This is a genomic window from Cloacibacterium caeni (assembly GCF_907163105.1).
Taxonomy (GTDB): Bacteria; Bacteroidota; Bacteroidia; order Flavobacteriales; family Weeksellaceae; genus Cloacibacterium; species Cloacibacterium caeni_A.
The window spans coordinates 345,622-371,485 of sequence record NZ_OU015321.1; the positions used below are offsets into that span (position 1 = coordinate 345,622).

The 25,864-nt window shown below is 32.1% G+C and carries 16 protein-coding genes; 11 read left to right on the top strand and 5 right to left on the bottom strand.

Going from position 1 to position 25,864, the window contains the following annotated elements; genetic code table 11:
* Positions 1 to 61 precede the first annotated feature (61 nt).
* A complete protein-coding gene (locus KKQ76_RS01570; protein WP_202982005.1) occupies positions 62 to 3,763 on the top strand; it encodes a YecA family protein in 3,702 nt (1,233 codons plus the stop codon).
* Between the two features lie 64 nt (positions 3,764 to 3,827).
* On the opposite strand, the gene KKQ76_RS01575 is transcribed toward KKQ76_RS01570, so the two are convergent.
* The 3 genes from KKQ76_RS01575 to KKQ76_RS01585 form a co-directional block, all read right to left on the bottom strand.
* Positions 3,828 to 4,448 carry a TFIIB-type zinc ribbon-containing protein gene (locus KKQ76_RS01575; RefSeq protein ID WP_213195531.1) on the bottom strand — a complete coding sequence of 207 codons (621 nt, stop codon included), beginning with the start codon at positions 4,446 to 4,448 and terminating at the stop codon, positions 3,828 to 3,830.
* A 144-nt stretch (positions 4,449 to 4,592) separates the two neighbouring features.
* Positions 4,593 to 5,183 (bottom strand): hypothetical protein, encoded by a 591-nt coding sequence (locus tag KKQ76_RS01580; RefSeq protein ID WP_099513121.1) that lies wholly within the window; start codon positions 5,181 to 5,183, stop codon positions 4,593 to 4,595.
* A gap of 143 nt (positions 5,184 to 5,326) precedes the next feature.
* Positions 5,327 to 6,049: a type IV toxin-antitoxin system AbiEi family antitoxin domain-containing protein gene (locus KKQ76_RS01585; protein ID WP_213195532.1), complete on the bottom strand. Its 723-nt coding sequence runs from the start codon at positions 6,047 to 6,049 to the stop codon at positions 5,327 to 5,329.
* Between the two features lie 719 nt (positions 6,050 to 6,768).
* Here KKQ76_RS01585 and KKQ76_RS01590 point away from each other — a divergent pair.
* From KKQ76_RS01590 to KKQ76_RS01605, 4 genes are all read left to right on the top strand, one after another.
* Complete coding sequence (locus KKQ76_RS01590; protein ID WP_076782848.1) at positions 6,769 to 7,026, top strand: helix-turn-helix domain-containing protein; 258 nt, start codon at positions 6,769 to 6,771, stop codon at positions 7,024 to 7,026.
* Positions 7,027 to 7,033: 7 nt separating this feature from the next.
* Positions 7,034 to 7,828 carry a transcriptional regulator gene (locus KKQ76_RS01595; RefSeq protein ID WP_213195533.1) on the top strand — a complete coding sequence of 265 codons (795 nt, stop codon included), beginning with the start codon at positions 7,034 to 7,036 and terminating at the stop codon, positions 7,826 to 7,828.
* A complete protein-coding gene (locus tag KKQ76_RS01600) occupies positions 7,791 to 8,432 on the top strand; it encodes an AAA family ATPase (protein WP_213195534.1) in 642 nt (213 codons plus the stop codon). Before KKQ76_RS01595 ends, KKQ76_RS01600 begins: the two co-directional genes overlap by 38 nt.
* 606 nt (positions 8,433 to 9,038) lie before the next feature.
* Positions 9,039 to 12,002, top strand: coding sequence for a DEAD/DEAH box helicase (locus tag KKQ76_RS01605; RefSeq protein ID WP_213195535.1), 2,964 nt, complete (start codon positions 9,039 to 9,041; stop codon positions 12,000 to 12,002).
* Positions 12,003 to 12,894: 892 nt separating this feature from the next.
* Here KKQ76_RS01605 and KKQ76_RS01610 read toward each other — a convergent pair.
* Both KKQ76_RS01610 and KKQ76_RS01615 read right to left on the bottom strand, forming a co-directional pair.
* Positions 12,895 to 14,220, bottom strand: coding sequence for a sensor histidine kinase (locus KKQ76_RS01610; RefSeq protein WP_213195536.1), 1,326 nt, complete (start codon positions 14,218 to 14,220; stop codon positions 12,895 to 12,897).
* Between the two features lies 1 nt (position 14,221).
* On the bottom strand, positions 14,222 to 15,562 hold the full coding sequence (locus KKQ76_RS01615; RefSeq protein ID WP_123904331.1) for a sigma-54-dependent transcriptional regulator: 1,341 nt from the start codon (positions 15,560 to 15,562) through the stop codon (positions 14,222 to 14,224).
* A gap of 155 nt (positions 15,563 to 15,717) precedes the next feature.
* Here KKQ76_RS01615 and KKQ76_RS01620 point away from each other — a divergent pair, with 155 nt between their 5' ends.
* The 6 genes from KKQ76_RS01620 to KKQ76_RS01645 all read left to right on the top strand — a co-directional run bounded on the left by KKQ76_RS01620 (position 15,718) and on the right by KKQ76_RS01645 (position 25,760).
* The gene (locus KKQ76_RS01620) at positions 15,718 to 16,959 is read left to right on the top strand and encodes an efflux RND transporter periplasmic adaptor subunit (RefSeq protein ID WP_213195537.1); all 1,242 of its coding nucleotides are present in this window, start codon (positions 15,718 to 15,720) and stop codon (positions 16,957 to 16,959) included.
* Positions 16,960 to 17,004: 45 nt separating this feature from the next.
* Positions 17,005 to 19,086, top strand: coding sequence for an outer membrane beta-barrel protein (locus KKQ76_RS01625; RefSeq protein WP_213195538.1), 2,082 nt, complete (start codon positions 17,005 to 17,007; stop codon positions 19,084 to 19,086).
* A gap of 81 nt (positions 19,087 to 19,167) precedes the next feature.
* Positions 19,168 to 19,869: a GIN domain-containing protein gene (locus KKQ76_RS01630; protein ID WP_213195539.1), complete on the top strand. Its 702-nt coding sequence runs from the start codon at positions 19,168 to 19,170 to the stop codon at positions 19,867 to 19,869.
* A gap of 24 nt (positions 19,870 to 19,893) precedes the next feature.
* On the top strand, positions 19,894 to 20,616 hold the full coding sequence (locus KKQ76_RS01635) for an ABC transporter ATP-binding protein (RefSeq protein ID WP_213195540.1): 723 nt from the start codon (positions 19,894 to 19,896) through the stop codon (positions 20,614 to 20,616).
* Between the two features lie 90 nt (positions 20,617 to 20,706).
* Positions 20,707 to 23,142 carry an ABC transporter permease gene (locus KKQ76_RS01640; RefSeq protein ID WP_213195541.1) on the top strand — a complete coding sequence of 812 codons (2,436 nt, stop codon included), beginning with the start codon at positions 20,707 to 20,709 and terminating at the stop codon, positions 23,140 to 23,142.
* 188 nt (positions 23,143 to 23,330) lie between these two features.
* Positions 23,331 to 25,760, top strand: coding sequence for an FtsX-like permease family protein (locus KKQ76_RS01645; protein WP_213195542.1), 2,430 nt, complete (start codon positions 23,331 to 23,333; stop codon positions 25,758 to 25,760).
* Positions 25,761 to 25,864: the final 104 nt, after the last annotated feature.

A 25,864-nucleotide genomic window follows, 5' to 3' on the forward strand; every position in this document is an offset into this window, starting at 1 on the left:
AGCAAAATTGATTCAATAACTTTTTCCAAATAATGACACGAGAATTCTTATATTTGATGCTATGTCAAAGATAGGACGAAACCAACCTTGCCCTTGTGGAAGTGGGAAAAAATTCAAAAAATGTTGTATTGATAAGCCAATACAACACTCAAATATAAATTCAAATAGGAAAAATAGCTTTGAAGAATTTGTTAAAAATAATAAATCAACATCTTTATTGAAGTTTTTCTCATTACTTCAAGTTTTACCTGAAAATCACGGAAAAATTGTTAGGTTGGAGGACATTCAGACAACTATAGCTTCAAACCTCAATAACGCACAATCAAACATTGACCTTTCAATTTTGAAAAAATTAGTTGATAAGAACTTTCCTGATGACTATAGAGAAGATCCTCCCGAAAATTGTTTTACTGAGAATATAATGTTTCACAATGGTAACAATGTTGTTTTCACAGGAATAAATCACAATGCAACTGAAATAATTCAAAATCTTATTAGAGTAATTTTTCATACTCCAAACAATCTCAATGAAGACCTGAAAAATTATGTTAGTGATGGTTTATTATTTATGTTGTTAATTCATAATGAAATAGCGAAAAACTTGGGGTTTTCAAGAAATATGTCAGGTAGTAGTTTGGAAAACAATATTACATTTCCATCAGATGACTTATTAAAGTACACGCAACTTTTTGAGTTTCCCGAAAAAATGATTTTTGAATTGTTAAAAAAACTTGGAATTAATAAAGATGTTATTAATGACTTTCTATGTGATGTTAATTTGATTAAAGAAAATCAAAATAGCGAAATTCCTCTCTTATGCTATAAACCATTTATTAAAGTAAACAAGACATATTTTCTTGTTCTTCCAAGTAGTGAACTTTTTGCGATAAATAATTTCATTGTAGAAAAATTTAAACAATTTGGTGAACTTGACAATCTAATCGGTTTTTTTGATAAGTTTTCAATTTTTGAAATTAAAAAGTTATTTATTGGGATTGGATGGGAGCAAAATCAAGAGTTTTCATTAGATGTTGAACAATCATTATGGAAATTTGATGAAAACAAATATGCATTTATTCAGTATTTGGGAACAAATGATTTTAATAATTCGCTGAAACTTCAAAAGAAAGTTAATGATAAAGTTCAAGAGATAAAAAATGTCTTGCCACCACACGCAGAAATTCTAATGTTATTTGTTTACAGTCAAATATCAATGATTGAGATGTTAGCGATTAATACTTTTGATGTCAAGGCAGCGAAATATCAATCAGCACTAAGTCTAATTGATTTTGAAAGAATTATTCAAAACTATAATATTGATAAACTTTCTCTCTGGAAGTTGTTTAAGGCAAAAGAAAGAGCAAGAGAGAAAGGTTTGTATTTATTTGCGACACCTGTTCATAACATAATGACTGATTTTGAATGGTATAACAAACAAGGAGAAACATTTTTACACCCTGATGAAAAGTATGATTTTGTTAATTTTAGTTTTGATGTTCAAGGAAATGCGGCAATAAAATCCATTCAAAAAAAGGACATTCATTTAGTAAATTACATTAATGAAGATAAAACAAAAGGTTTTCTTCCAGTAATTAAGTCTGAAATTTATGCTCCAATTTATTTGTCTGAAGAAATATTTTTCGGAAAATATAGATTGGTTTTAGAAAAATATAATTTCCCATTATGGATAACCTTTGAAAATAAATATAGAAAAATTGGCAGTTCATACGCTGAGGCAATTGCCTATTGGTTTAATCGAATTCATTATTTGCTAAATCCTCTTACTAAAAATTTTCACGAACCTATTGAAGTAATTTTGAGCTTTGAAGATAATTTTATTAATCTTTCAATAGAAGAATTTAGGAAATTAGAAAAAAATACTGTTTTGATTGATTATCAAATTGATAGTGATACAAACAGGATAAATTTAAGGATCCCAAATACTTTTTTTAATTTGACAAATAGAGATGATAATTCAAGTGAAATCTATTTGATTCGAATATTGTTAGAGTCTTTAGGAAAATTATTTGAGAAAAAAACAGAAGTAAATATTTCTGCTGAAAATATTCACGCAATATTAGAGAATATTCCTAATGACAATACTAAGATGTTACTTAGTGCTACTTCAGAACTAAAAATTGACTTGGATGAAAGGCACATTCCAAAGGTAAGATATATTCCAAAAGCTGATGGTTCAATTGTTTTGGAGGAATTAAAAAATTGGGTTCCAAATAAAATTCCTGAAAATATTGATAATAAAAGTGATAAAGTTAAGCTATGTGATGTAATAATATCAAGTCTAATAAAAAAAATCAGAGAAGAGTTACAAAATTATAATTGCTTTGCGGTTTTAGAATATTTGATGCTGAGATACGAATCGACTCTAAATTTTAGAGCCTTTAGAAGTATCAAAGTTGTAACCCAACTAAAATGTTTTGGAGAATATAGAGATATATTAGAGGAATATCATAATTCTGATGTGCAAGCAGTTAGGCTTTCTCTTTCTTCAAGATGTTTAATTGAATTTGTTACTGCTGAACCTTATTTTGGAGAAAAGCCGATAAATGAGGATGATTTAGATTTTTTGTTAGCATTAATGGATGAGTTAACCTATTTTGGTACTATTAGAGATTTAATTTTTTTTGATTTAGACAATCCAAAAGTTGGATTGTTGGCATCTGGAAGAATTGGTGTAAGTAAAGAATTTTTTGATGATACAATGTCTAAATTCAATTTAGAAACACGTAAAGACGAATTAGGTCATTATGTAAAGTCATTTAAAACAAATTATATAACTACAAAACAGAGAGAAAGGAGTAATACCATTGAAAATGATAATGAAGATTATTATCAATTATTAGATTCAGCCTTTTTAAACGACTGGGGAATGACTTTGCCAAATATTGTTGGAGTTTTAAACTTAATAGCGCATTATTGTCTAGAGAGTAAACGCTCTTGTATGTTTATGAAAGAAGATGACTTCATATCACTTTTAAAAAATGAAATTAATATTTCAGAGGAAGAGGTTAAAAGCATTTATACATTATTAGTTTTAAATAGTAGAGGGAAATTTGATGAAAAAGTAGATGGTTATGAATATGCTGAAATAATACCTTGGAGATACAATAGAAGACTTTCATATTTATTAAAGCCAATATTAAGAATAAACGACAAAGTCAACAATAACTTTATAATCTGTTTTAGCGCAAGACATCTTTATATTGCTGGACAAAACCTTTTGGCAATATTTTTTGATGGAACATTAAAAGTAGATGATGATTGTAAGCAAATTAGGGAGTTTGTAAAAAGAAACTCTACCGAAAAAGGTGATGAATTCACAGTAGAAGTGAGGGATTGGATTAGAGACAATACAAATTTATTTGTACTGGACTACGAATTTGATATTACCACAAAAATTGCAGATAAAAACTATGGAGATGTTGATGTATTGGCTTTGGATGAGAAACGAAAAATTCTATATTCAATAGAGTGTAAGAATACAAAACAAGCTAAAATTATCTATGATTTTTGGAAAGACATTAAAAACTTTACTGAAAAACAACTTCCAAAACATATTAACAGGGAGAAATGGTTATCAAATAATCTATCAGTTGTTTCTCAAAGAATTAATAAGGATGTAAGCGGATTTAAAGTGAAATCTATTATTGTCTCCTCAAGTGTTTTACCAGTAAAATTTGTAGAAGTTTATAAAGATATTACTTTTACAACTCTTTCCCAACTAGTTTTAGAAAATATTTTCTAATTCAAGAAAAATAAATTTGGATGTTCAGATTATGTAAAACAAAATTCTTTTTTTACAGAAAAATTTATTTTTCACGGGAATTACTAATAATGAAATCGTAATTTAACACCGATCTATTCATTGATGTAATCTCAGCGTGGCATTTTACACAAACAGCAACAAGATCAAATAAAGGCTCATTTTTCCAATATCTATATGATTTATGATGAACTTCCTTTGCTTTTTCCATAAGACAAGCTTGACACAAAAAATTATCACGCTTAAGCACTAATAATCTTTTCTTCTGCCATTCAATAGTTTTCAGATAGTCATTATGTTCAACAATAAACTTTTCAAAATTTGACTCTTTTGAGACTGTTTCCTTTTTCTTAAGATATCTGCTATAAATCTCATGAACACCTTCATAGGAAAATTTCTTTTGTAATTCAATGTTTGCATCAGGAATACTTTTCCAATTTGGAACTACATCTTTGGAATAAAATTTCGAATCTATCTTTCCGCAGTTTTGACATTGTTTTCTTATGTGCAAAGAATCATTTGAAAATTTGAATTTAACAAATATGGGGTTATGATCTTTGCATTCAACATCATATGAAATATGATTCCAACATTTGTCACAATATTGAATCAGAAATTTATCAATTTTCTTTTTCTTTAATTCGGCATTGCAATTAGGGCAGTTCATCCAAGATACTTTTTAACAAATAGGAGGAAAAATACAAAATTAATTAACTTCTGCTTAGAAAAATTCCTGAAATTGTTTTTAGCTCTATTAAAATCTACCGAAGTACTTACCAAAATTAGGTCGAAAATTTAATAAAATTTCAAGCTATTTTCGAAGCGTTAATTTTAGTAAAAAATCATTAAACCTAGTCAAAAGTATCACTAGTTCGTACAGAATAATAACATCTTCAATTGGATTAATAGAATCAATAATACCTAGAAATTCTTTCAAATTATTATGGAAATGTCCGGACGTTTTATTTCTAATTTCTTTAATTTTTGAGTCTAAATTTATTTCCTTTTTAAAATTTCTAAGTCTGGTTGTAATGTCTGTGTAGCTCTCACTTAATTCAAAATCATCTTCGCACAGTTTTCGAATGATATTTTTTTTATTATCTAAAGACTTGAAAAATTCATAAACAGTCAAAAAACCTGATTTCAAGCAGTATTTTTTTTCAATATCAGTTTTACTATTATAAAAATTTTTGATACATAAATTTATTTCAAGTTCAGCTATCACGAAAAGTAAATGAAATTCAAGTGTTTCTTGACTTCTATGGTAAGGTCTTAAAATGTTTTTTTCTTTAAAGTATATTTCAAAGTCATCATCTATTTCAAAGTATTTTCTAAAAAACTCTAAATGTTCAATGCATTCTTTTATCTTTTTCTCCGTCTTCTCTAATCTATAGTTTTTCATAAAATTTTACAAACAAAACAAATAATAAATTGCAAATAATTCTTTTTCTCAATTCTCTTGCTCAATATACAAATCGGGAATTTTCATTTCCTGTGCGGTAAATCTTATTGCCAGCTGAAATAAGGTTTTGTTTTCGTGAAGATTCATTTGATATTCCAGTTTTTTACTGTTGGTAAAATAGTTTCAATATTTGGAAAACTATATGTTGAAATAGCATTGAGCGACTTCTTCAGTATTTCAGGTTCTCCAATTTTCAGAAATTCCAAAACTGCTCCCAATAACGCTCTCGTAGATGGCGGATATTTTAAAGCCAATCGTTGCATTGTGGAGATTTCCGCTTCATTGATTGTTTTTATGATTTCGATAATTCTCAAAACGGATTCATCAAGCGAAGTATCTGGAATCTTTTTAATTTGGTTAATAGCGTCCAATATCTGAAGAAATGGAATATTTTCTTTCGTGATCGTATTTTTCTGCTTGATAAAAGAAATAGTAAATCGTCCTCTTTTGAAAGTAGGACGAATTTCATTCTTTCCAATCTGAATGGTATTGCTGACTTGTGTTGTAAGTCCCTGCTCATTGTAAATACTCAAACCAGTAAGGTAACCTACGACTTTTCCATTTTCTTCAAGTAAATCCTTTACAATCTGTTGTTTTGGCGGTTCCAATTTTCCAAATACAGTTTCTTCTGGCTTGTAGAACTTTCCTTTTGCCAGTTTTTCAATCTTCCCCGAAACCGCCATTCTATTCAATGCTTTTATTATAGCTTCCTTGCTTTCCACCTGTTTGCTAAATTCTTCATAGGTGAAAACAAATCCTTTAGGGAATCGATTAATCGTATTTACTATGTAATCAGATGTTTTCATTGCTTATCTCTTTGCAAAGATAAAACAAAATGTCCAGTTTTTTAGTAAATAAACTGGACAAAATATTAATTACTTTCACTTCCTCATGTCTTAGTAAAAAAAGAATGAGAACCTAAGTCCTCATTCGATATCCATAGCCAGATTACCAGTGTCTCAATGTTTTGTAAAGATAATAAATATTCTAAAAAAAAATCAACTATCCTCAAAAACCATAACCAATTAATACTAATCATTTCAAAAACCTGCGTAATTTGAACACTGGGTTCTACTCAACGTGGGTAAATCAGCTACACCCAACTTGCAAACCTGCGTAAAAAAGATACAACCTAAAGCCAATCTCTCTCCATTTTTTTTTCTTCAAAATCCAATCTATTTTAAAATCAAAGAGATAAAGCCTAAAACAAGCGTCCATAAAGCGTTTTCAGACCTCTGAAAAATTTTCATATTGCTATAAAACTTTTATTGCAAGATGTGTCTTTGTATATACAACTTTTCAAGTTGCTGATACAAAAACGATCTTGCCTTTTTGTAAAAGGGGAAAAACTGCGGAACTTGTTTTTTCTTTCAGAAATTGAGTTCAAGAATCTAAATTCATCTAAATTATTCTTTTTTAATCTTCCGAGATTCCAAACTCGTCTAAATTGTTCTTATTTAGCCCACACCGCATGAACACTATTGTTTTAGAATACAAATCGAATGAAATTTGCATAAAAAATATTATGGCAGTAGATATAATTACGAAAGAAGACCTAAAAGAATTTAAAATTGAACTTTTGCAAGATTTACAGAAAATTCTGAATTCCAGCAAAACGATAGAGAAAAAATGGTTAAAATCTAACGAGGTTAGAAAAATTTTGAAAATTTCCTCAGGGACATTACAAACGCTTCGTATCAATGGAACTTTACAGTATTCCAAAGTTGGCGGAACAATTTATTACAATTATCAGGACATCGAAAAAATGTTAAATCAGAAATAATTTTAGTATGAATTACATTTTTCATCTCACTGGTTTTTACGACAAAATACAGGAAGACAATCGACTGAATCCTACTCACATCAGTCTTTACCTTGCTTTGTTTCAGTTTTGGAATCTCAATCGTTTTCGAAATCCAATCAGTATTTCGCGAAACGAAATGATGAAACTGAGCAAAATTTCTGCTTTTGGAACTTACCATAAATGCATTAAAGAGTTGCAAGAATTTGGATATATTGAATACATCCCATCATTCAATCCATACAAAGGGAGTTTGGTGAACCTATTTAGTTTTGATAATTCTGAGGCAATTCAAAATTTGAATATGAAGCGTATCAAAAAACAAACAACCTCTGAACAGGTAGCGAACAGGATGCATATCAAAATCGATACAGGTTCTGAACAAGCACTGATACCTTCTATAAACAGTACAAACTCATTAAACAATAAACAATTAAAAGATAATGAGCACTCAAGAATTTTTGATGAAGGAAATTTGCTTTTGAAGAAAAAAAATAGGTCGATTGAAATTCCACCCAACATTTCAGAAGTTGAAATATATTTTCTGGAAAGGGATTCCACAAAACTTGAAGCCGAAAGGTTTTTCAATCATTACGAAAGCAATGGTTGGCTCGTCGGCGGAAAATCGAAAATGAAAAATTGGGAAGCCGCAGCAAGAAATTGGCTTATAAATTCGAAAAAATTCAATAATACCTCAAATTCCACTAGTTCCGCGAATGGAGTGGAGTTAAAACCAAATCACCTCAATGCAACTACCAACAAATCCTATCGAGATGAGTTATGACTACAGAGAAGTTGTAATGTGGCTACGAAAATGCGGTAGAAAGCATCTCGGCAAAAACTTTATTATTCCCGAAAACGAAAAAGGAATTATTTTCGGAATGCTCGCTTGGTTTCTTCAGGACGAATTAGTAACCAAAGAAATGAATATCGATCTCACTAAAGGAATAATGTTAAGCGGACCAATTGGATGCGGAAAAACTACACTTTTCAAGCTGATGGGAAAAATACCTTCCAAGAGAAAAAATTTCATGATGACTTCTACACGCCAAATTGTTTCAGAATTTATGCAGTCTGGCTATGAAATTTTAGAAAAATATTCTCGTGGGAGTCTATACAATGATCATCGCACTCCAAAAAACTACTGCTTTGATGACCTCGGTAGCGAATCTGCCTCCAAATATTTCGGAAACGACTGCAATGTAATGGCAGAAATTCTCCTAACTCGCTACGATATTTTCAAGGAAAAAGGAATCATAACGCATCTCACCACCAATCTTACCGCCGGAGAAATAGAAACGATCTATGGGAATCGTCTTCGCTCCAGAATGAGGGAGATGTTTAATCTTTTTGGGTATGATGAAACTTCATGGGATAAGAGGAGATGATTCGCAGTTTAATTCGTCCTTCCAAAAATGTTAATTGGTTCAGAATGGTGTCAAATCTTAATGTATAATGACCTCTAGAATTACCTTATATTGGTTTGATTGTGAGTGTGATAGACTTTATTTAGACATTTGAATGGTGTCAAGAATGGTGTCAGATTTTAAAGGACAAAGACAATTTTCATTTTATCTAAAATTTTCATTATGTGAATATTAAGCGTTACAACTGTGTTCGAATGGTGTCAGGAATGGTGACATTATTTTTAATAATTTTAATTTAGATATATCATCCGATTCGAAGATGTGACAATAATCTTTTTCCAATAGAAAAGCTTACGTGATTTGGTTCACATTTGGGTCAAAGATTCTGATAAAAACTATTAATTTCTTTAGAGAATACTTGTATCATGTTGTTAATCAACGATTATATAAATGTTAGCTAAGCTTATTTGGGTCATATTTGGGTTCAGTTCTATTTGAAAATAAACTCTCCAGCAAATTAAATAACTCTCCCAAACAATACTTTCACTTTAATAAATCTAATTCTTGAAAATATTTTTGAATACTTTTACATGGATTAATATTCAATTAGTGTATTAGTTGTGATTCATGAATGATCCAAATCAAGAGTACATTTCATTTCTTCGGTCTCTTTTTAAAGGAAGAGAAGATGTTTTTGCGATTCGGTGGGAGAAAAACGGGAAAAGTGGCTATATGCCTTCTTACACTTATGATCCTTTTCATTTTCGAATCCATAAACAGAATGGCGGAACGTTTCAAAATTATTCACATAAAACCTATTTGCCATTAACTGATAATGAACTCCAAAAGCATTTGGAAGGTCAACAGCAAATCGGGATTTATCCTTTGCAAAAAGACAATGCCTCATGGTTTTTGGTGGCTGATTTTGATAAAGAAAATTGGCAAAAAGAAGCGGTTTCTTTTTTGAATTCATGTGAAAAATTAAATATTCCTGCATATTTGGAACGGTCTCGTTCGGGAAATGGAGGTCATGTTTGGATATTTTTCGAAAAACCTTTTCCTGCAATCAAAAGTAGAAAAATCTTCATTTCAATTCTAGAGAAATTAGGGATTTTTTCTTTGTTTGATAAGAGTTCGAGTTTTGACAGATTATTTCCAAATCAGGACTTTCTTTCAGGAAAAGGTTTGGGAAATCTAATTGCATTACCTTTTTTTAAGCCATCTATTGAAAAGGGAAATAGTTGCTTTATTAATCCGAATACTTTCGAACAATTTGAAAATCAATTGAGTTTTCTGCAAAATATTAAGCGAGTTTCCATTGAGCACCTAGAAGGTTTGTATCAGAAAGAAATTTCAAATTCTGAGACAAAGGTGATAATCAAAAGCAAAAATTTACAAATCTCTTTGGACAATATTGTAAAAATAAGCAGATTTGGTTTACCACAGATACTCATCAATTTCTTAAAAGAGGAATTAAATTTTGCAAACACCGAATTTTTTGTAAAAAAGCAATCGGGTAGAAATACTTTTGGAACCAATCGTTATTTTAAATTGGTAGCAGAAACCGAAAACGAGGTTCTTATCCCAAGAGGATTTATTGGTAAACTTATTCGATTTTGTAAAGAGAATAGCATTAACCACGAATTTTCAGACATGAGATTGAAAAAATTATCGGTCAATTATGAATTTAACGCAACTTTGAGAAATCATCAACAAAAAGCAATTGAAGCGGTTGAAAAGAAAGATTTCGGAGTCATAGTTGCGCCACCAAATTCAGGGAAAACTTTGGTAGGTCTCAAAATAATTTCAGAAAAGAAGCAACCAGCACTCATAATCGTTCATCGAAGACAATTGTTGGAGCAATGGTGTGAAAGAATAGAATCATTTCTAGGCATTCCTAAAAGAGAAATTGGAATCATTGGTTCGGGTAAAATGAAAATTGGTAAGCAAATCACAGTTGCAACCATTCAAAGTCTGCCGAAATATTTGGAAGATATTGTTGAAAGGTTTGGAACTATAATTATTGATGAATGCCACCATATTCCAGCAGAATCATTCCGAAATACCATTAAGAAACTTAAAACTTTCTATTTGTATGGATTAACGTCGACTCCGTTTCGAAAATATAATGACGGGAAAATAATTTTCACACACATTGGTGAAATTATTACCCAAATAAAACCAGAAGACGTAGAAAATTTCAAACCTACGGAAATTGTGATTCGAAAAACATTGTTGGATGTTCCTTTCAATTCAAAAACAGACAGTTTTGAAACTTTATCAAAAATTTTGATTCACGACACCAATCGAAATAGATTAATTCTGAACGATGTGGAACGTGAGTTGGATACAGGCAAAAAGGCGGTTGTCATTACTGAAAGAAAAGAGCACATCGATTCTTTAAACTTATTTTTAAAGCAGTTTTACGAAGTGGTAACTTTGAGCGGTGACGATTCTGAAAATTCACGAAAATCTAAATGGCAGAATTTGCATCAAGGTAATTTTCAAGTGGTGATAACAACAGGACAATATTTTGGTGAAGGAACGGATTTATCAAGTATTAACAGTCTGTTTTTAGTGTATCCGTTTTCATTTGAAGGAAAAATGATTCAATACATTGGGAGAGTTCAACGTTCGGAAATCAACCCTATAATTTATGATTATTGTGACCATAAAATTGATTGTTTAAACAAATTATTTCTTAAGCGAAACACTTATTATCGTAAAATTACCAGAAAAGCAACGCTTTTTGATGATATAAAAGAGGAGTTAACACCAATCGATTCGACAAAAATTTTTGAAAATAAAATTAAGGTAGCGATTGAAGATTTGGAGTTTCATTATAGAAGTGTTGCCTTCAAATATCCAATTCAGGAAATGAACGCAACTTTTGAATTTCATATCGAAAATATGGAGATTAGACCAGAACTTGAGGTGTTGAAGCCTTATTTTGTAAAGGTGTTGAAATCCAGAACAATTAATGTGGAGATTTCTGCGGAATTCGAAAGAGGTAAGTTAATTGCACAAAATGCCATATCAAGTGATATTGAACGAATAAACGAAGAAATTGTAGAAGGTGTAAAAATTCAGTTTCTGAATAAAGAACTCATTGGAAGAAATAAATTTCACGAGAAAAACGTACTTACAGCAGAAGAATTACAGAATCAGGAAAAACTCTTCAATGATGCTGAACAAATATTACAGCAAATTTTAGTAAACAGAAACTATAAACATTCAGCACATGTTTTGTTTCTTGCTGAAAAGCACAAAAGTCAGATAATGAAAATTCGATTTGTATTACAGCCGTTTTCATTTGTGTTTCTTTTAGCAGGAGGAGATCATCATTACATAGTGTTGGAAACTTTAGACACTGAAGAAGCAACCTACATTTGGAAAACTGGTAAAAGCAAAACTTCAGTCATCAATGCCGTAATGAAAATTGATAATCAACTTACTTTCATTCGAGAAAACGGAAGGCAAATGTATTTGGAGACGAATCCAAAAGATTTTTCGAGAATTCTCCATGATTATTCAGATGATAAAAAAGGATTTATTAATTGGAAAAGCCAATTAGAAGAAATATTGCTTTAGTAAGTATAAATATTTTCTTGACACCTGAAATTAAAAACACAAAGATAATCACCACATTAACATTCTTTCAATTGAGTATCGGCAAACACTAAAAAAATAAAAAAAAAGAAAGCAAAGTTTTGTAGTCAGGAAAATGTGATGCAATATCAAGCCATAAAGGTTTTTCTGAAAAAGTTTTGTGTCATTAAAAATTTAGCCCCAAAATTTTTCTGAAAAAATATTGCAGCACATTTTCCTTCCACGAGAGTGGAGGACTTTCTTTTTTTCTTTTTCTTTTGAAAAATTTTTGACAGATTCTTGAAGTTAGTTCATAAATTCTTAAAAAAATCAAAATTCTTACAACTTGCGAAAATAAAGTATCCGGTTCGAATGTTGCACACCGTAAACGCATGGGCGGGTCTGAACAAAATTAGTCTAGGTCAGGTAAAGACGGAGGAAAGAAGTAATGAAATTGTGGCCATACCCGAAATCTTGGATTTGTTGTTTGTCGAGAAGAGCATTGTCACGATCGCGACCAAAAAGGACAGCGAATGACTCACAAAGCTTTTCGCTGCTCAACAAGATCGCCCTGAATCTGCTAAAAAACGGGAAAACATTAAAAGTGGTGAGCAAGGGAAACGCCTGAAAGCCGGATGGGATAGCAATTATTTCAAAAAATTACTAAATTTTTAGATGCGTTTGCCATCTTGTTGTATGTATTGGATAATTAACCACAATCAAAATTAATCACTTACCTTTGCTAGTTATAATTTCTGAATCATTTAACGTCACAGAAATACATTGGTGCATAGTCTTGAGAAATCACAAAAAGCCCTTTTAGAACTTTTTATATTTCGCATTTTTCTGATACCACAACACCATGTAATTAGTTATAATTTCCCAAGGAAATTCTCTAAACAAACCAAGCCTCAAACACACTTCCTCCTTCCACATTTCTGTACACAATATATCCGTTATGCGCTTCCATAATGGATTTCGCCAAGGTCAAACCGATTCCGGAACCATTCTGTCTTGTTGTGAAAAAAGGCAGGAAAATTTTGTCCTGAATTTTATCGTTTATTCCTTCTCCTGAATCCTGAATTCTTATGACGGTTCGGTTGTTCAGATATTGAGTTTCAATGGAGATTTCTTTTTTATCAGCACGAATTAAAGCGTTCATTGAATTGGTTAAAAGATTTACCAAAACCCTTTCCAACATTTTTTCGTCTGCATTCAGATTGAGTTCGGCGATGTTCAGATGCGTTTTGATATTTTTACTTTTAAACTCACTATCAAAAATTTTTAGCACATTTTCAATCGTGATTTTCAGATTGAAGAGTGATTTTTTTGGTTTTGGTAATTCTGCAACTTGTCTATAACTGTCGATGAAATGGAGTAATTGCTGTGATTTGGAGTTGATGATTTGCAGACTGCCTTTCATTTCATCTTGGTCATCTTTATTCAACTCATCTTGTTCGGCGAGATATTCCAAATTTTGAATCAAACTGTTTACGGGTGTCAAAGTGTTTAAAAGTTCGTGAGAAATCACTTTCATTAAATTATTCCAAGCTAATTTTTCTTTTTTATCGATGATTTTCTGAACCGATTCCAATGAAACTACGCAGAAAATTTGGTCAGGACTTTCAATTCTCGTTGTGCGGATTGAAAAGGATTGTTTTGAACTTTCCTTCACGGAAATATCAATGAATTCTTGAGAATCTCGATAATTTGTACTTTCAATTAAATTATAAAAATTAGGAGATTTTTCTTTGTAGAAATCCCAATCATTGTATTTCGGAACTTGCAAAATGTTGAGAAATGTAGGATTGCAAAAGAAAACTTTCCAATCGTTTTCTGTTGAAGTTTTATTTAGAATTAGGAAACCAATTTCCTGTTTAGCCAAAATATTTTCGTACAATAATTTGAAGGAAGTGAGTTGCGTGTTCTCGTTTTTGGCTTGATAGTAAAGTTTTACGGCTTCATTTTTCAGTTCATTAGTATCATCTTCCTTTGGGAAAAGTGTAAAATCTTTTCTTCGGATGGAAGTGATGATCTTCTCGGTTTCAGCGATTTTTTGGTTGAGTAAAATCCAAGAATACCCCAAAAACAAAAACCCAATTCCCGAAAAAAGTAAAGCAGTGATATACTTTTTGGCAATAAAAAAATCATATCCGAAAAACAGAAAAACAATGCACAAAAGCACCAAGATTATCCACTGAAAAGAAACCGCCATTTTCATCTTATAAACCAAATTTTTCCATTCTTCTATAAAGCGAAGCTCTCGTCAATCCCAACGCTTCAGAAGCAAGAGAGATGTTTCCTTTGTATTTTTTCAAGGCGTTTGCAATCATTTTTTCTTCCATTTCCTCCAAATTTAATGAAGTTAAATTTTCGGATGCTGAAATAGGATTGTTTTGCAATGCGAGATTAATTTTTCCGTCTTCCGAAAGAATAATCGCTCGTTCAATAGTGTGTTCCAATTCACGAATATTTCCCGGAAAATGATAATTTGTAAGTTCCTCATCATTTTCAAATTCCAAATCTTCTCTCGCGTATTTTTTCTGATATTTTTGAATGAAAAATTCAGACAAGTTTTGCAAATCTTCCTTTCTTTCCCTCAACGGTGGAATTTCAATTTCTACGGTATTGATTCTATAATACAAATCTTCTCGGAACTTACCTTCACCAACAAACTTTTTCAAATCTGCATTGGTTGCAAAAATAAATCGAATATCTAAAAACCGTTCTTTGTTCTCGCCAATTCTCGTCAGTTTTTTGGTTTGAATTAAAGTCAGGATTTTTTGCTGTAATTGAGGCGAAAGATTCCCAATTTCATCTAGAAAAACTGTTCCGCCATTGGCATTTTCTATTTTTCCTGCTTTATCTGTTTTTGCATCTGTAAATGCACCTTTCGCATAGCCGAAAAGTTCTGCTTCAAACAAATTTTCAGAAAGAGAACCTAAATCGATATGAACAAAAGGTTCACTATTTCGTTTAGAATTTTTGTGAATGTATTCTGCCAAAACAAATTTTCCTGTTCCATTTTCGCCCAAAAGCAAAATGTTGGCGTCGGTTGGCGAAACTTTTTTCAAAGTTTTCATCACTTCCTGCATTTTTGGGGATTTCGTTTCCAAATTGTATTCAGAAATTGAGGTTTGCAGGTTTTCCCACTGTTGAAGTTTTTTGTTTTTTCGGGAAATATCTACGGCAAGATTTACAGAAGCATAAAGTTTTTCATTGTTCCACGGTTTTAGTATAAAATCGGTTGCGCCCTTTTTCAGAGCTTCCACAGCGAGTTCCACTTCTCCATAAGCCGTCATTAAAATCACAGGAATATTTTTGTTGATTTCCTGAATTTCTTTTAGCCAATATAAACCTTCTTTTCCGTCCTCAAAACCGCGACGAAAGTTCATATCCAAAAGAATGACATCAACATTATTTTCATTAAGAGCGGAAATTATTTTCTTTGGTGAATTGATGGTAATCACTTCCTCAAAGAATTTTTTCAACCAAACTCTCGCCGAAAAAAGAATGTCTTCGTCGTCGTCAACAATTAAAATAGTGGCTTCTTTCTTTCTCATTTAAACTTTCATTGTCCGTTTCTGTACACCTACTGTCCGAAAATGAACACTTTTTGTCTCATTCAATTTTTGTACATCTTATAAATCAATAACTTACAAACTCATTTTTTAATGGTATAACAATAGTGTAATTATTTATAAATCAGAAACGTATAATGGATACGAAAATAGAGAAAAAACAATCTAAATTCAAAATAATTTTAATTGGCGTTTTGGCTTTGGCTTTTTTGGGGATTTCTGCTTTTTATTTTTTGAAACAAAAGAAAACCTATAATGTGAAAGCGGAAGACATTCAAATTTCGGAAGTCACTTTCGGTAAATTTGAAGATGTAATGCTGATTACCGCTCAAACGCAATCGCTGAATTCTTCTTTGGTAAATGTTTTGGAAGGTGGTGCTGTAAAGGAAATTTATGCAGAAGACGGACAATTGGTCAACAAAGGAGCACCTTTGGCGAGAGTATACAATCCGAATACGGAATTTAATTATCTGAATCAAGAGACGGGAATTATGCAACAGATTTCGCAGATGAGAAATTCACTTTTAGAACTGAAAAACCAAGAATTCAACCAAAATAAAGAATTGCTTCAAGCACAAAACGATTATAATGTGGCTTTGCAAAATTTTAATCTTCAAAAGCGACTTTATGATGCTGAAATTGGCAAAAAAACCGATTACGATATGGCTTCTCAAAACCTGAACTATCAGCAAAAAAGAAAAAATATTACAGAACAAGGATTAGTAAACGAAAGAAACTCCCGAAATCAGCAAATTTCCGCAATTAGTAATTCCATCAATCAAATGCAGAAAAGTCTGAATGTTTTGAAGAACAACAAGAACAATTTCTTGATTTTAGCGCCTGTTTCCGGAAGGTTGTCTTCATTCAACATTTCATTGGGACAAAATTTGACAAGCGGTGAAAGTATCGGAAAGATTGATTTGATGGACGGTTATAAACTCGTTGCAAAAGTGGATGAATACTACATCAATAAACTTCAAGTCGGAATCAAAGGGACTTTGGAAAGCAATGATAAAACTTACGAAATCATAGTCACTAAAATTCTGCCTGAAGTAAAAGACGGACAGTTTTCTGCCGAACTCGGATTTGTGGATGAAAAGCCAAATAATTTGAAAATCGGGATGACTTTCGGCGTAAAATTGAAACTTTCGCAAGACACGCAAAGCGAAATGATTTCCAAAGGAAATTTCTACAAAGACACCTCAGGGAAATGGATTTTCGTGATTCAAGGTGACAACGCAGTAAAACGAAATATTCAACTAAACCGTGAAAACCAAATGTATTACGAAGTAACTTTGGGATTAAAAGCGGGCGAAAAAGTAATCGTGTCGGATTATGGTGATTTTAAAAATTATGAAGAACTTAATATTAAAAAGTAATTGTAATAATACCGCTAACTGTATTGTCTTTATTAAAAAAGAATTATGAAAAAACTACTTATACTTGCCATTGGTTTAGCCCCATTTTTGGGATATTCCCAAGAAAGAAATCCTTCCGATTCTATTTTAAAAACGAAAGAAATTCAGGAAGTTTTATTGAAATCTCAAAAGAAAAAACAATTTTCTGATCACGCTAATTACACTTTCGATAAAGAAGCATTGGAAAAAGCGAGACATTCCAAAGATTTGTTGACAACACTTCCCGAATTGCAATTAGACCCGATTTCAAATACTGTAACAAGCATTAAAGGCGGAAAAATCTTGTTTTTGATAAACGGAATCGAAGCAAGCGACAACCAAATAAAAAGCATTGCACCAACCAATGTGGTGAGGGTTGAATATTTTGACATTCCACCAACAAGGTTTGTGACAAGAGCAGATACTGTGGTCAATATTGTGACGAGAAATCCTGAAAAAGGCTACAGTTACGGCGCAGATATTACTTCGGCTTTTATAACGGGTTTTGTAAATGGCTCTGCTTATGGAAATTATACCAAAGGCAAAAATGATTTCGGATTGGAATACAATATCAATCTCCGAGATTACGACAACCGGATTGTTGATAAAATCTACGAATACGACCTAAATAATCTTCGTTATCGCTCTGCTGAACAACAGAAAGACCATTTTGGATACACCGACCAAAACATTACCGCAAGATACACCAATGCAGAAACAGGAAAATATGCTTTTCAAGCCAAACTGAACTTAAATATTAGTGATTCTTTCAGCAATGGAAACGGACAAAGTGTTTTCTCGCAGGGAAATCTACAAAATGAGCACGGAACTGTTCACAATCGTGCCTCCAATTACTTGAATCCGACTTTGGATTTATACTATTCTAAAAATATCGGTAAAAAAGATGAATTGAGTTTGAATTTAGTTGGTTCGCATTACGACACCAATTCCACACAATTTGACAGAGAATGGATTTTAAATTCCAATCAAGATGTTTTCAACAACGATATGATTTTGAAAGCGAAACAAAATGGAATTGTAGCAGAAGTAGCACATTCCCACAGTTTTGAAAAAGGAAAATTAAATTCGGGATATCGAATTTCCAATAATTCCATTTCGAACGATTTGCAGAATTTGGCGGGAAATTCAAATTACACCGTAAATTATCTTCAACAATATCTTTACACCGAATATTCAGGGAAGAAAGATAAATTCACTTACAGACTTGGTTTAGGATTGACCAATATTCACAATAAAAGTGCGGAAACTACTTTTGATGAATGGGCTTTCACTCCGAAAATTGTTTTAGGATATCAATTGAAAAATAATCAGAGTATTCGATTTTCGAGCAGTTATATTCCACAAAGTCCTAGCAGTGATGCTTTGAGCAGTAATGTTGTGCAAGTAGTTCCGAATATTGTAAGAACAGGAAATCCATATTTGAAATCGCAGCATTCCTTTGGAAATAATTTGGTTTATTCCTTCAATTCAAAGTATTTTGACCTGAATGCAAATGCTTTTTATTGGTTTAGAAATCGTGCAAGCAATCAATATTATGTTTTAAATCAAAATGTCGACGGTTATTTACTGACTTATGAAAATGCAAAAAATTCACAGCAATACGGAATTCAATTAACAGGTTCGGTAAAACCTTTCGGTAATAATCTCTTGGTTGTAAAAATGGTTGTTGCTCCTGCTACTGAACAATTGACGACAAGCAGAGGATACACATTCAAAAATAATTATATCGGAAATTATTTTAATATTTCAACAGAGTATAAATCGTTTTCCGCACAATATCAGTTCAACATTCCTTATTACACAATTAATGGTGCATTTCTTTCAACAAACGAAAATGCGAGCCATTTCTTTGCAAGTTATAAATTGAGGGAATGGTCTTTTACAGCAGGAATGTATTGGATTGGAATGCCATCAGAATACAAAACCAAAAGTCAGTCTGAAAGTTTGGTTAATTACACGCAACACACTCAAATTTTTAACAACAAAAATATGTTTGTTCTCGGTTTGAGTTACGATCTTTCAAGCGGTAAAAAACTGCAGATTCAAAAGAAATTGGAAAATTCTACTGCGCCTGCGGCAACTTTTTAAAAATTCAAAAAAATATGATCACCCTAATTCTTGAAGCCATTCTCTACATCGTCAATATATTTCTAAAATAAAATTAAAAAAATGAAAACTATTATTCTCACCTTATTAGTAAATCTTACTCTGAGTTCGTGCTTTACCATTAAAACCGATGGAAATGGCTCCTACGGAAATTATCAAAATTCTGATTATAATTCAGCAGAAAATTATTCCTCAAAACCGATGGAAAGTCGCGAGTTTTTTGTCTCCCACTTTTCAGAAATCAGAGCCAATTCAGGAATGAAATTTTTCATTAAAAAATCTGACAAGCAAAAAGTGGTCGTGAACTCAAATGCACTTGGATTAATTGTAGTTTCTTCTGAAAATGGCATATTGAAAGTGAAATATGACAATAATAGCTCACTACAAAACGTAAAAACTGAAGTCACTGTTTATACCAATGATTTTAAAAAATTAGATGCTTCAAGTGCAGGAAGAATTTTTATTTCGGACGATTTTAAATTGGATAAACTCGCTTTGAATTTGCACAGTGCAGGTCAAATTTCAGGAAATATTTTTGCTGAAAAACTAAACATAGTTTCAACAAGTGCCTCGGGAATTGATGCGAATGTTCAAGCCAAAAATATTGATGTAGAAGCAACTTCCGCCTCAAAAGTAAAGTTAAGCGGAACAACCAATAAAATCAATGTGGAAGCAACAAGTACTGCAAAAGTCTATCTTGAAAATTTGAAATATCAAAATCTGAATCAAGAAGTAACCTCTCTTGCAAAAGTGTACACGAAATAAAATCAATCTCAAATTTCAAATAAAATGATTACCACAGAAAACCTCTCAAAAATATACCGCACCGACGAAGTGCAAACTACCGCATTAAACAAAGTAAGTCTAAAAATAAATGAAGGCGAATTTGTCGCAATAATGGGACCTTCAGGTTGCGGAAAATCTACTTTGCTTAATATTTTAGGACTTTTAGACCACGCTTCAAGCGGTTCTTACAAGTTTCTAAATAACGAAGTTGTTGGAACAACCGAGAAAACAAAATCGGTTTTAAGAAAGAAAAACATTGGTTTTATCTTTCAAAATTTTAATTTGATTGATGAACTTTCTGTTTTTGAAAACATTGAGTTGCCATTGCTTTACAACGGCGTTCCTTCTTCCGAAAGAAAAAAGCGTGTCAATGAAATTATGCAGAAAATCCAAATAGACCATCGCGGAAAACATTGTCCACAACAACTTTCAGGCGGTCAACAACAGAGAGTTGCGGTTGCAAGAGCATTGGTAACGAAACCAAAACTCATTCTTGCCGACGAACCAACGGGAAACTTGGACAGCAACAACGGAAACGAAGTGATGAATCTACTCGCAGAATTGCACAGAGAAGGTTCTACAATTGTTATGGTGACGCACTCTTCTTACGATGCAGGTTTTTCCTCAAGAATTATCAATATGAAGGACGGCGAAATTTTCAACGAGCAAATTTCGGATAGAACAAAGGATTATTTTGAAAAATCTCAGGAAGATTTGGCACTTTAAAATCAAACATTCATTCTATATACTAAAGTAAACCTAACAAGTTTCTGAAACTTGTTAGGTTTCAAAAAAAACTAAAAAGCAAAAATTGTTATGCTTAAAAATTGGCTCAAAATAGCATTCATCAACTATAAAAAGAATTGGCTTTCCACATTCATCAATCTTTTTGGATTGACTTTGGGCTTGACCGGATTTATGCTGATTCTGCTTCATTGGAATGATGAAGCGAGTTACGAACAGTGGAATCCTCAGAGAAAAGATATTTATTTTCTTCAACAATATTATAAAACGGAAGATTGGACGAACAATAATATGTCTTACCAAATGACAAAAACCGCAACCGACGAACTTCCCGAAATTGAAGATTTTGTAATGTTTGCTTATGACAATAGAGAAGGTTTGATGAAAACTAATAGCGGTAAAAGTCAGTATGTAAAAGAAGGTGAATCAACTTCGGAAAGTTTCTTTAATTTTTTCCCTTTTAAACTAAAGTTTGGCTCTTACAAAGGTGCTTTGAGTGATTACAACAAAATTACATTGTCGGATAAATTGAGCCAACAACTTTTTGGGGACGAAAATCCTGTAGGAAAAGAATTGACATTGAGCGATGCAAAATACATCGTAACTGCAGTTTATACTTTGCCAAAAGGTAATTCTGTAGTGAAGCCAAATTATGTCGTGCTTTCGCAAACGATGAAAGATGACCGCGAAAACATTAAGAAAGGTTATCAAAATTGGGGAAATAATTCATATCAAGCATTGGTCAAAATAAAGCCGAATTCAAATATTACAAATGTTGAAAAAGATATTTTTGAAAAAGTTCTTATTAAGAAAAGATACCCGAAAGAACAGTTGCAAAAAGAAAATGTAACGCTTGAAGAAATGCTTACTAAATACGGTCCGAACGAATTTTATCTCACTCGTTTAGATAAGACAAGATTAGAGGCAAAATCAGGTTTCAAGGGTAAAGCAGATTATAAAACCATCAAAATATTATTTGGATTATCAGTCTTGATTTTGATTCTTTCAGCCATTAATTTCATCAATCTAAAAACCGCTCAAGGTTCGCAACGCGCAAAAGAAGTCGGTGTGAAAAAAGCGATTGGAAGCACGAAAACCCAATTGATTTTTCAGTTTTTGGTTGAAGCAATGCTGATTTGCGTCTTCGCTTACTTCCTTTCATTGGTTTTAGTGGAGTTGCTTTTACCTTCCTACAACAAGTTTTTGGATAAAGAAATGGCGATGAATGATTGGACAATTTATTCTTATTCTGCGATAATGACTTTTCTTGTAGTCTTGTTTTCGGGGTTAATTCCTGCTATTTACCTTTCTAATTTTAAACCAATTAATACTTTGAAGGGAAATTTCTCAAGAAGCAGTCACGGTGTTTGGTTGCGAAACGGAATCCTCACCTTACAATTGATTATTTCTTCATTCTTCATCATTGGCGGAATCATCATTCATCAACAGGTGAAATATATGATGAATAAAGATTTAGGATTCAATGGAAATCAGGTTATTACCATTTATTACAGTACAAAAGATTTGAGTTATAAAAAATATGAACGTCTAAAAACCGAACTCAAAAAAATAAACGGAGTAGAAGATGTGACTTTTGGAGAAGCAACACCAACAACAGGGGGAAGTTCATCTAATATGGATTGGCGCAATAAAAGCGTAACCGCACAACACGGTGCAATGGATTATAACTTCCTAGATTTCTTTGATATGAAATTGGTAAAAGGAAGAAATATTTCGCCAAAATATTCATCCGACACCATAAATACAGTATTGGTAAACGAAACTTTTGTTAAACAAATGGGTTGGACTGCAGATGATGCGTTGAAAAATGAACTGAAACCGGGATTTGACGATAAACAATATAAAATCATTGGCATAGTGAAAGATTACAATTTATGGAATGTAAAGGGTGAAACGCCTGCAGTAGTTTTCTTCCACTATTTTGTAACCGAATGGAAAAGGAATAATATGTATTTTATGGAAGTAAAACTCAATAAAAATGATATTGATGGAACCGTTTCAAGAATCAAAAATTTTTGGGAAACAAAAGCAGAACCAGGATATCCTTTCAATTACTCATTTGTAAATAAAGAATTCGCCAAAACCTTTGAGAAATATCAAAAACAACAAACACTTTTCACGATACTAAACATCATCGTTCTCACCGTCGCATTACTCGGTTTATTCGCACTTTCATCATTATTAATCGAACAAAAACTTAAAGACGTCGCCATCAAAAAAACATTGGGTGCTTCCGAAAAATCAATCGTTTTAGATTTAACGAAAAAATTCTTGGTAATTTCTGCAATCGCCGTGTTAATCAGTATTCCTATCAGTTATTATTTTATGAATGAGTGGCTGAAAGATTTCGCTTACAGAATTGAAATGCCTTGGTTTCCGTATGTTTTGAGTTTTGTGATTTTACTGCTTTTGACTTTTGCAGTTGTGAGCATCAAAGCGTATCGTGCAACGCAAGTGAACTTGGTTAAATATCTTAAATACGAATAGTTTCTCAACACATTAGTCACATTAGAAGAAATACAATGCGCAAAAAAGTTCACATAAGGTAAAAAATCGAAGATTTCAAACTAATGTGTTCTAAATCAGAAGTATGAGAATTAAAAAAAACTTATGTCACTAATGTGTCAAAAAATGGCACTACAAATTGAAAATTGAAACCTGAAACAAATAAAACTATGTTAAGTAATTGGCTCAAAATAGCATTCGCAAACTACCGAAAAAATTGGCTTTCCACGCTCATTAACATTCTCGGTTTAAGTTTTGGATTGGCAATTTTTCTATTGGTTTTCATCAATTGGTTGGATGAAAAATCTTACGAGAAATGGGTTCCGAACAAAGAAAATATCTTTATGTTGGAATACAAAAATTCTGCATTTGGATATATGACAAGTTCAAGTTACCCAATGTTGGAGGTTTCTAAGGAAAGATTTAAGGAAATTGAGGATTTCGCTATCGGTAACATTTGGTATGGAAATAAGCAACGCCTTAATTATGGAAATATTTCCTGTTATGTAGATGCGGGAAGTGCTACAAGTTCATATTTTGAGTTTTTTCCATACGAAAAAATTGCAGGAAATTATAAGGATGCATTGCAAAATGACAATCAAATTGCCCTCTCCGAAGAAACTGCAAAACTACTTTTTGGTAAAAATTATAAAAATTGTATTGGAAAGACCGTTGTTCAGGACAATAATGGTAAGTCCTATCTCATTTCTGCGGTATATAAGTTGCCAAATTCAAACACGGTTTTTAAACCGGGTTATCTTACGCGTCCTGAAGGCATTAAAGACAATAAAGACCAATGGTTGAACTTTAGTTACATCGGATTTTTTAAACTGAAACCCAATACAGATGTTGTTGCTTTACAAGACAAATTATCAAACCAATTGCAGAAAGAGGAAAAAATAATGTCTGAGAAATGGGGAGAAAAGTATGATGAAAAGAATAAAACCGAAGTTTTCTTGACATCTTTAAGCACGATGAAATTGGATGCACAAGGCGGAGGAATTGATAAAGGCGACAAGAAAAATATTTTGATTTTAATGGGACTTTCGGTGTTGATTTTGGTTTTATCTGCAATCAATTTAATAAACTTAAAAACCGCTCAAAGTTCACAACGTGCGAAAGAAGTTGGCGTCAGAAAAGCGATTGGAAGCACCAAAAATCAATTGATTCTACAATTTTTGTTGGAAACATTTATCCTTTGTGTATTTTCCTGTTTTCTTGCTTTCGCTTTGGTCGAACTTTTACTGCCGTTTTACAGCAAATTTTTAGGTAAGGAAATCCAAATTGAAAATCTTAATTTATATGGTTATGCGTTACTAATAGTGATATTCCTTTCGTTGCTTTCAGGAATTATTCCGGCAATTTATCTTTCCAATTTTAAACCTATTAATACTTTGAAGGGAAACTTTTCAAGAAGCAGTCACGGTGTTTTTCTAAGAAATTCAATTCTAACTTTACAATTAATTATATCTTCTTTTTTCATTATTTCTTCATTGATTATCAATTCACAAGTGAATCATATGATGAATAAAGATTTGGGATTCAAAGGCGACCAAACCATTCAAATAGATTTCAAAAAAACCGATTGGCGACAAAAAGATTTCAACAAGAATAAATACGAGAGACTGAGAAACGAAGTTAAAAATATTCGTGGCGTTACCGATGTCACAGGTTCTGTTCTTACGATTGGAAACGGTTATACCAATATGTCTTCTGTAAAAAATGCGGAGGATACAACAAAAGTGATTAATAGTGCAGGTTTAGGAGCGATAGAATTAAATTATTTTAAATTTTACAAAATAAAGTTTGCTTCAGGTCGTGATTTTGATTTGCGAAAGACTTCTGATACGATTTCCGGTGCAGTAATTAATGAAACTTTTGCAAAACAAATGGGTTGGAATAATGAAAATGCTCTGGAAAAGGAATTTATTCCGGGTTGGGACGGAAAAAAGAAATATAAGGTTATTGGTGTGGTAAAGGATTTCTATTTTCAAGGAGTTCACGCGCCTGTTGTTCCGGTTGCATTCTTTAATTACGAGCGAAATTGGGCTAAAAACAATATGCATAATCTTCAAATAAAAGTTTCAAAAGATGATATTGAAGGAACTTTGAAAAGAATTGAAAAGTTTTGGAAAGAAAAAGCAGAACCGGGATATCCTTTTGATTATCATTTTGTAGATAAACATTTTGCCAAAACTTTTGAGCAGTTTAAAAAACAGAGAATACTGTTCACAATTCTGAATTCTGTGGTTTTAATTGTAGCATTACTCGGTTTATTCGCACTTTCATCATTATTGATTGAGCAAAAGTTGAAAGATGTCGCCATCAAAAAAATATTGGGAGCATCAGAAAAATCAATCGTTTTAGATTTAACGAAAAAATTCTTGATCATTTCTGCAATAGCGGTGTTAATAAGCATTCCAATAAGTTATTATTTTATGAATGAATGGTTGAAAGATTTCGCATACAGAATAGAAATGCCTTGGTTTCCTTACGTTTTAAGTTTTGTGATTTTGTTGCTTTTGACTTTCGCTGTGGTGAGCGTCAAAGCGTATCGTGCGACGCAAGTCAACTTGGTGAAATATCTTAAATACGAGTAAGATGGAAGATGGAAGACGGAAGTCCGAAGATTTTTTGCGTGTGCAGAACTCGAAGAGTTCAATTTGACACGAGCGAAGCGAACTGACGAACTCCAAAAAACAAT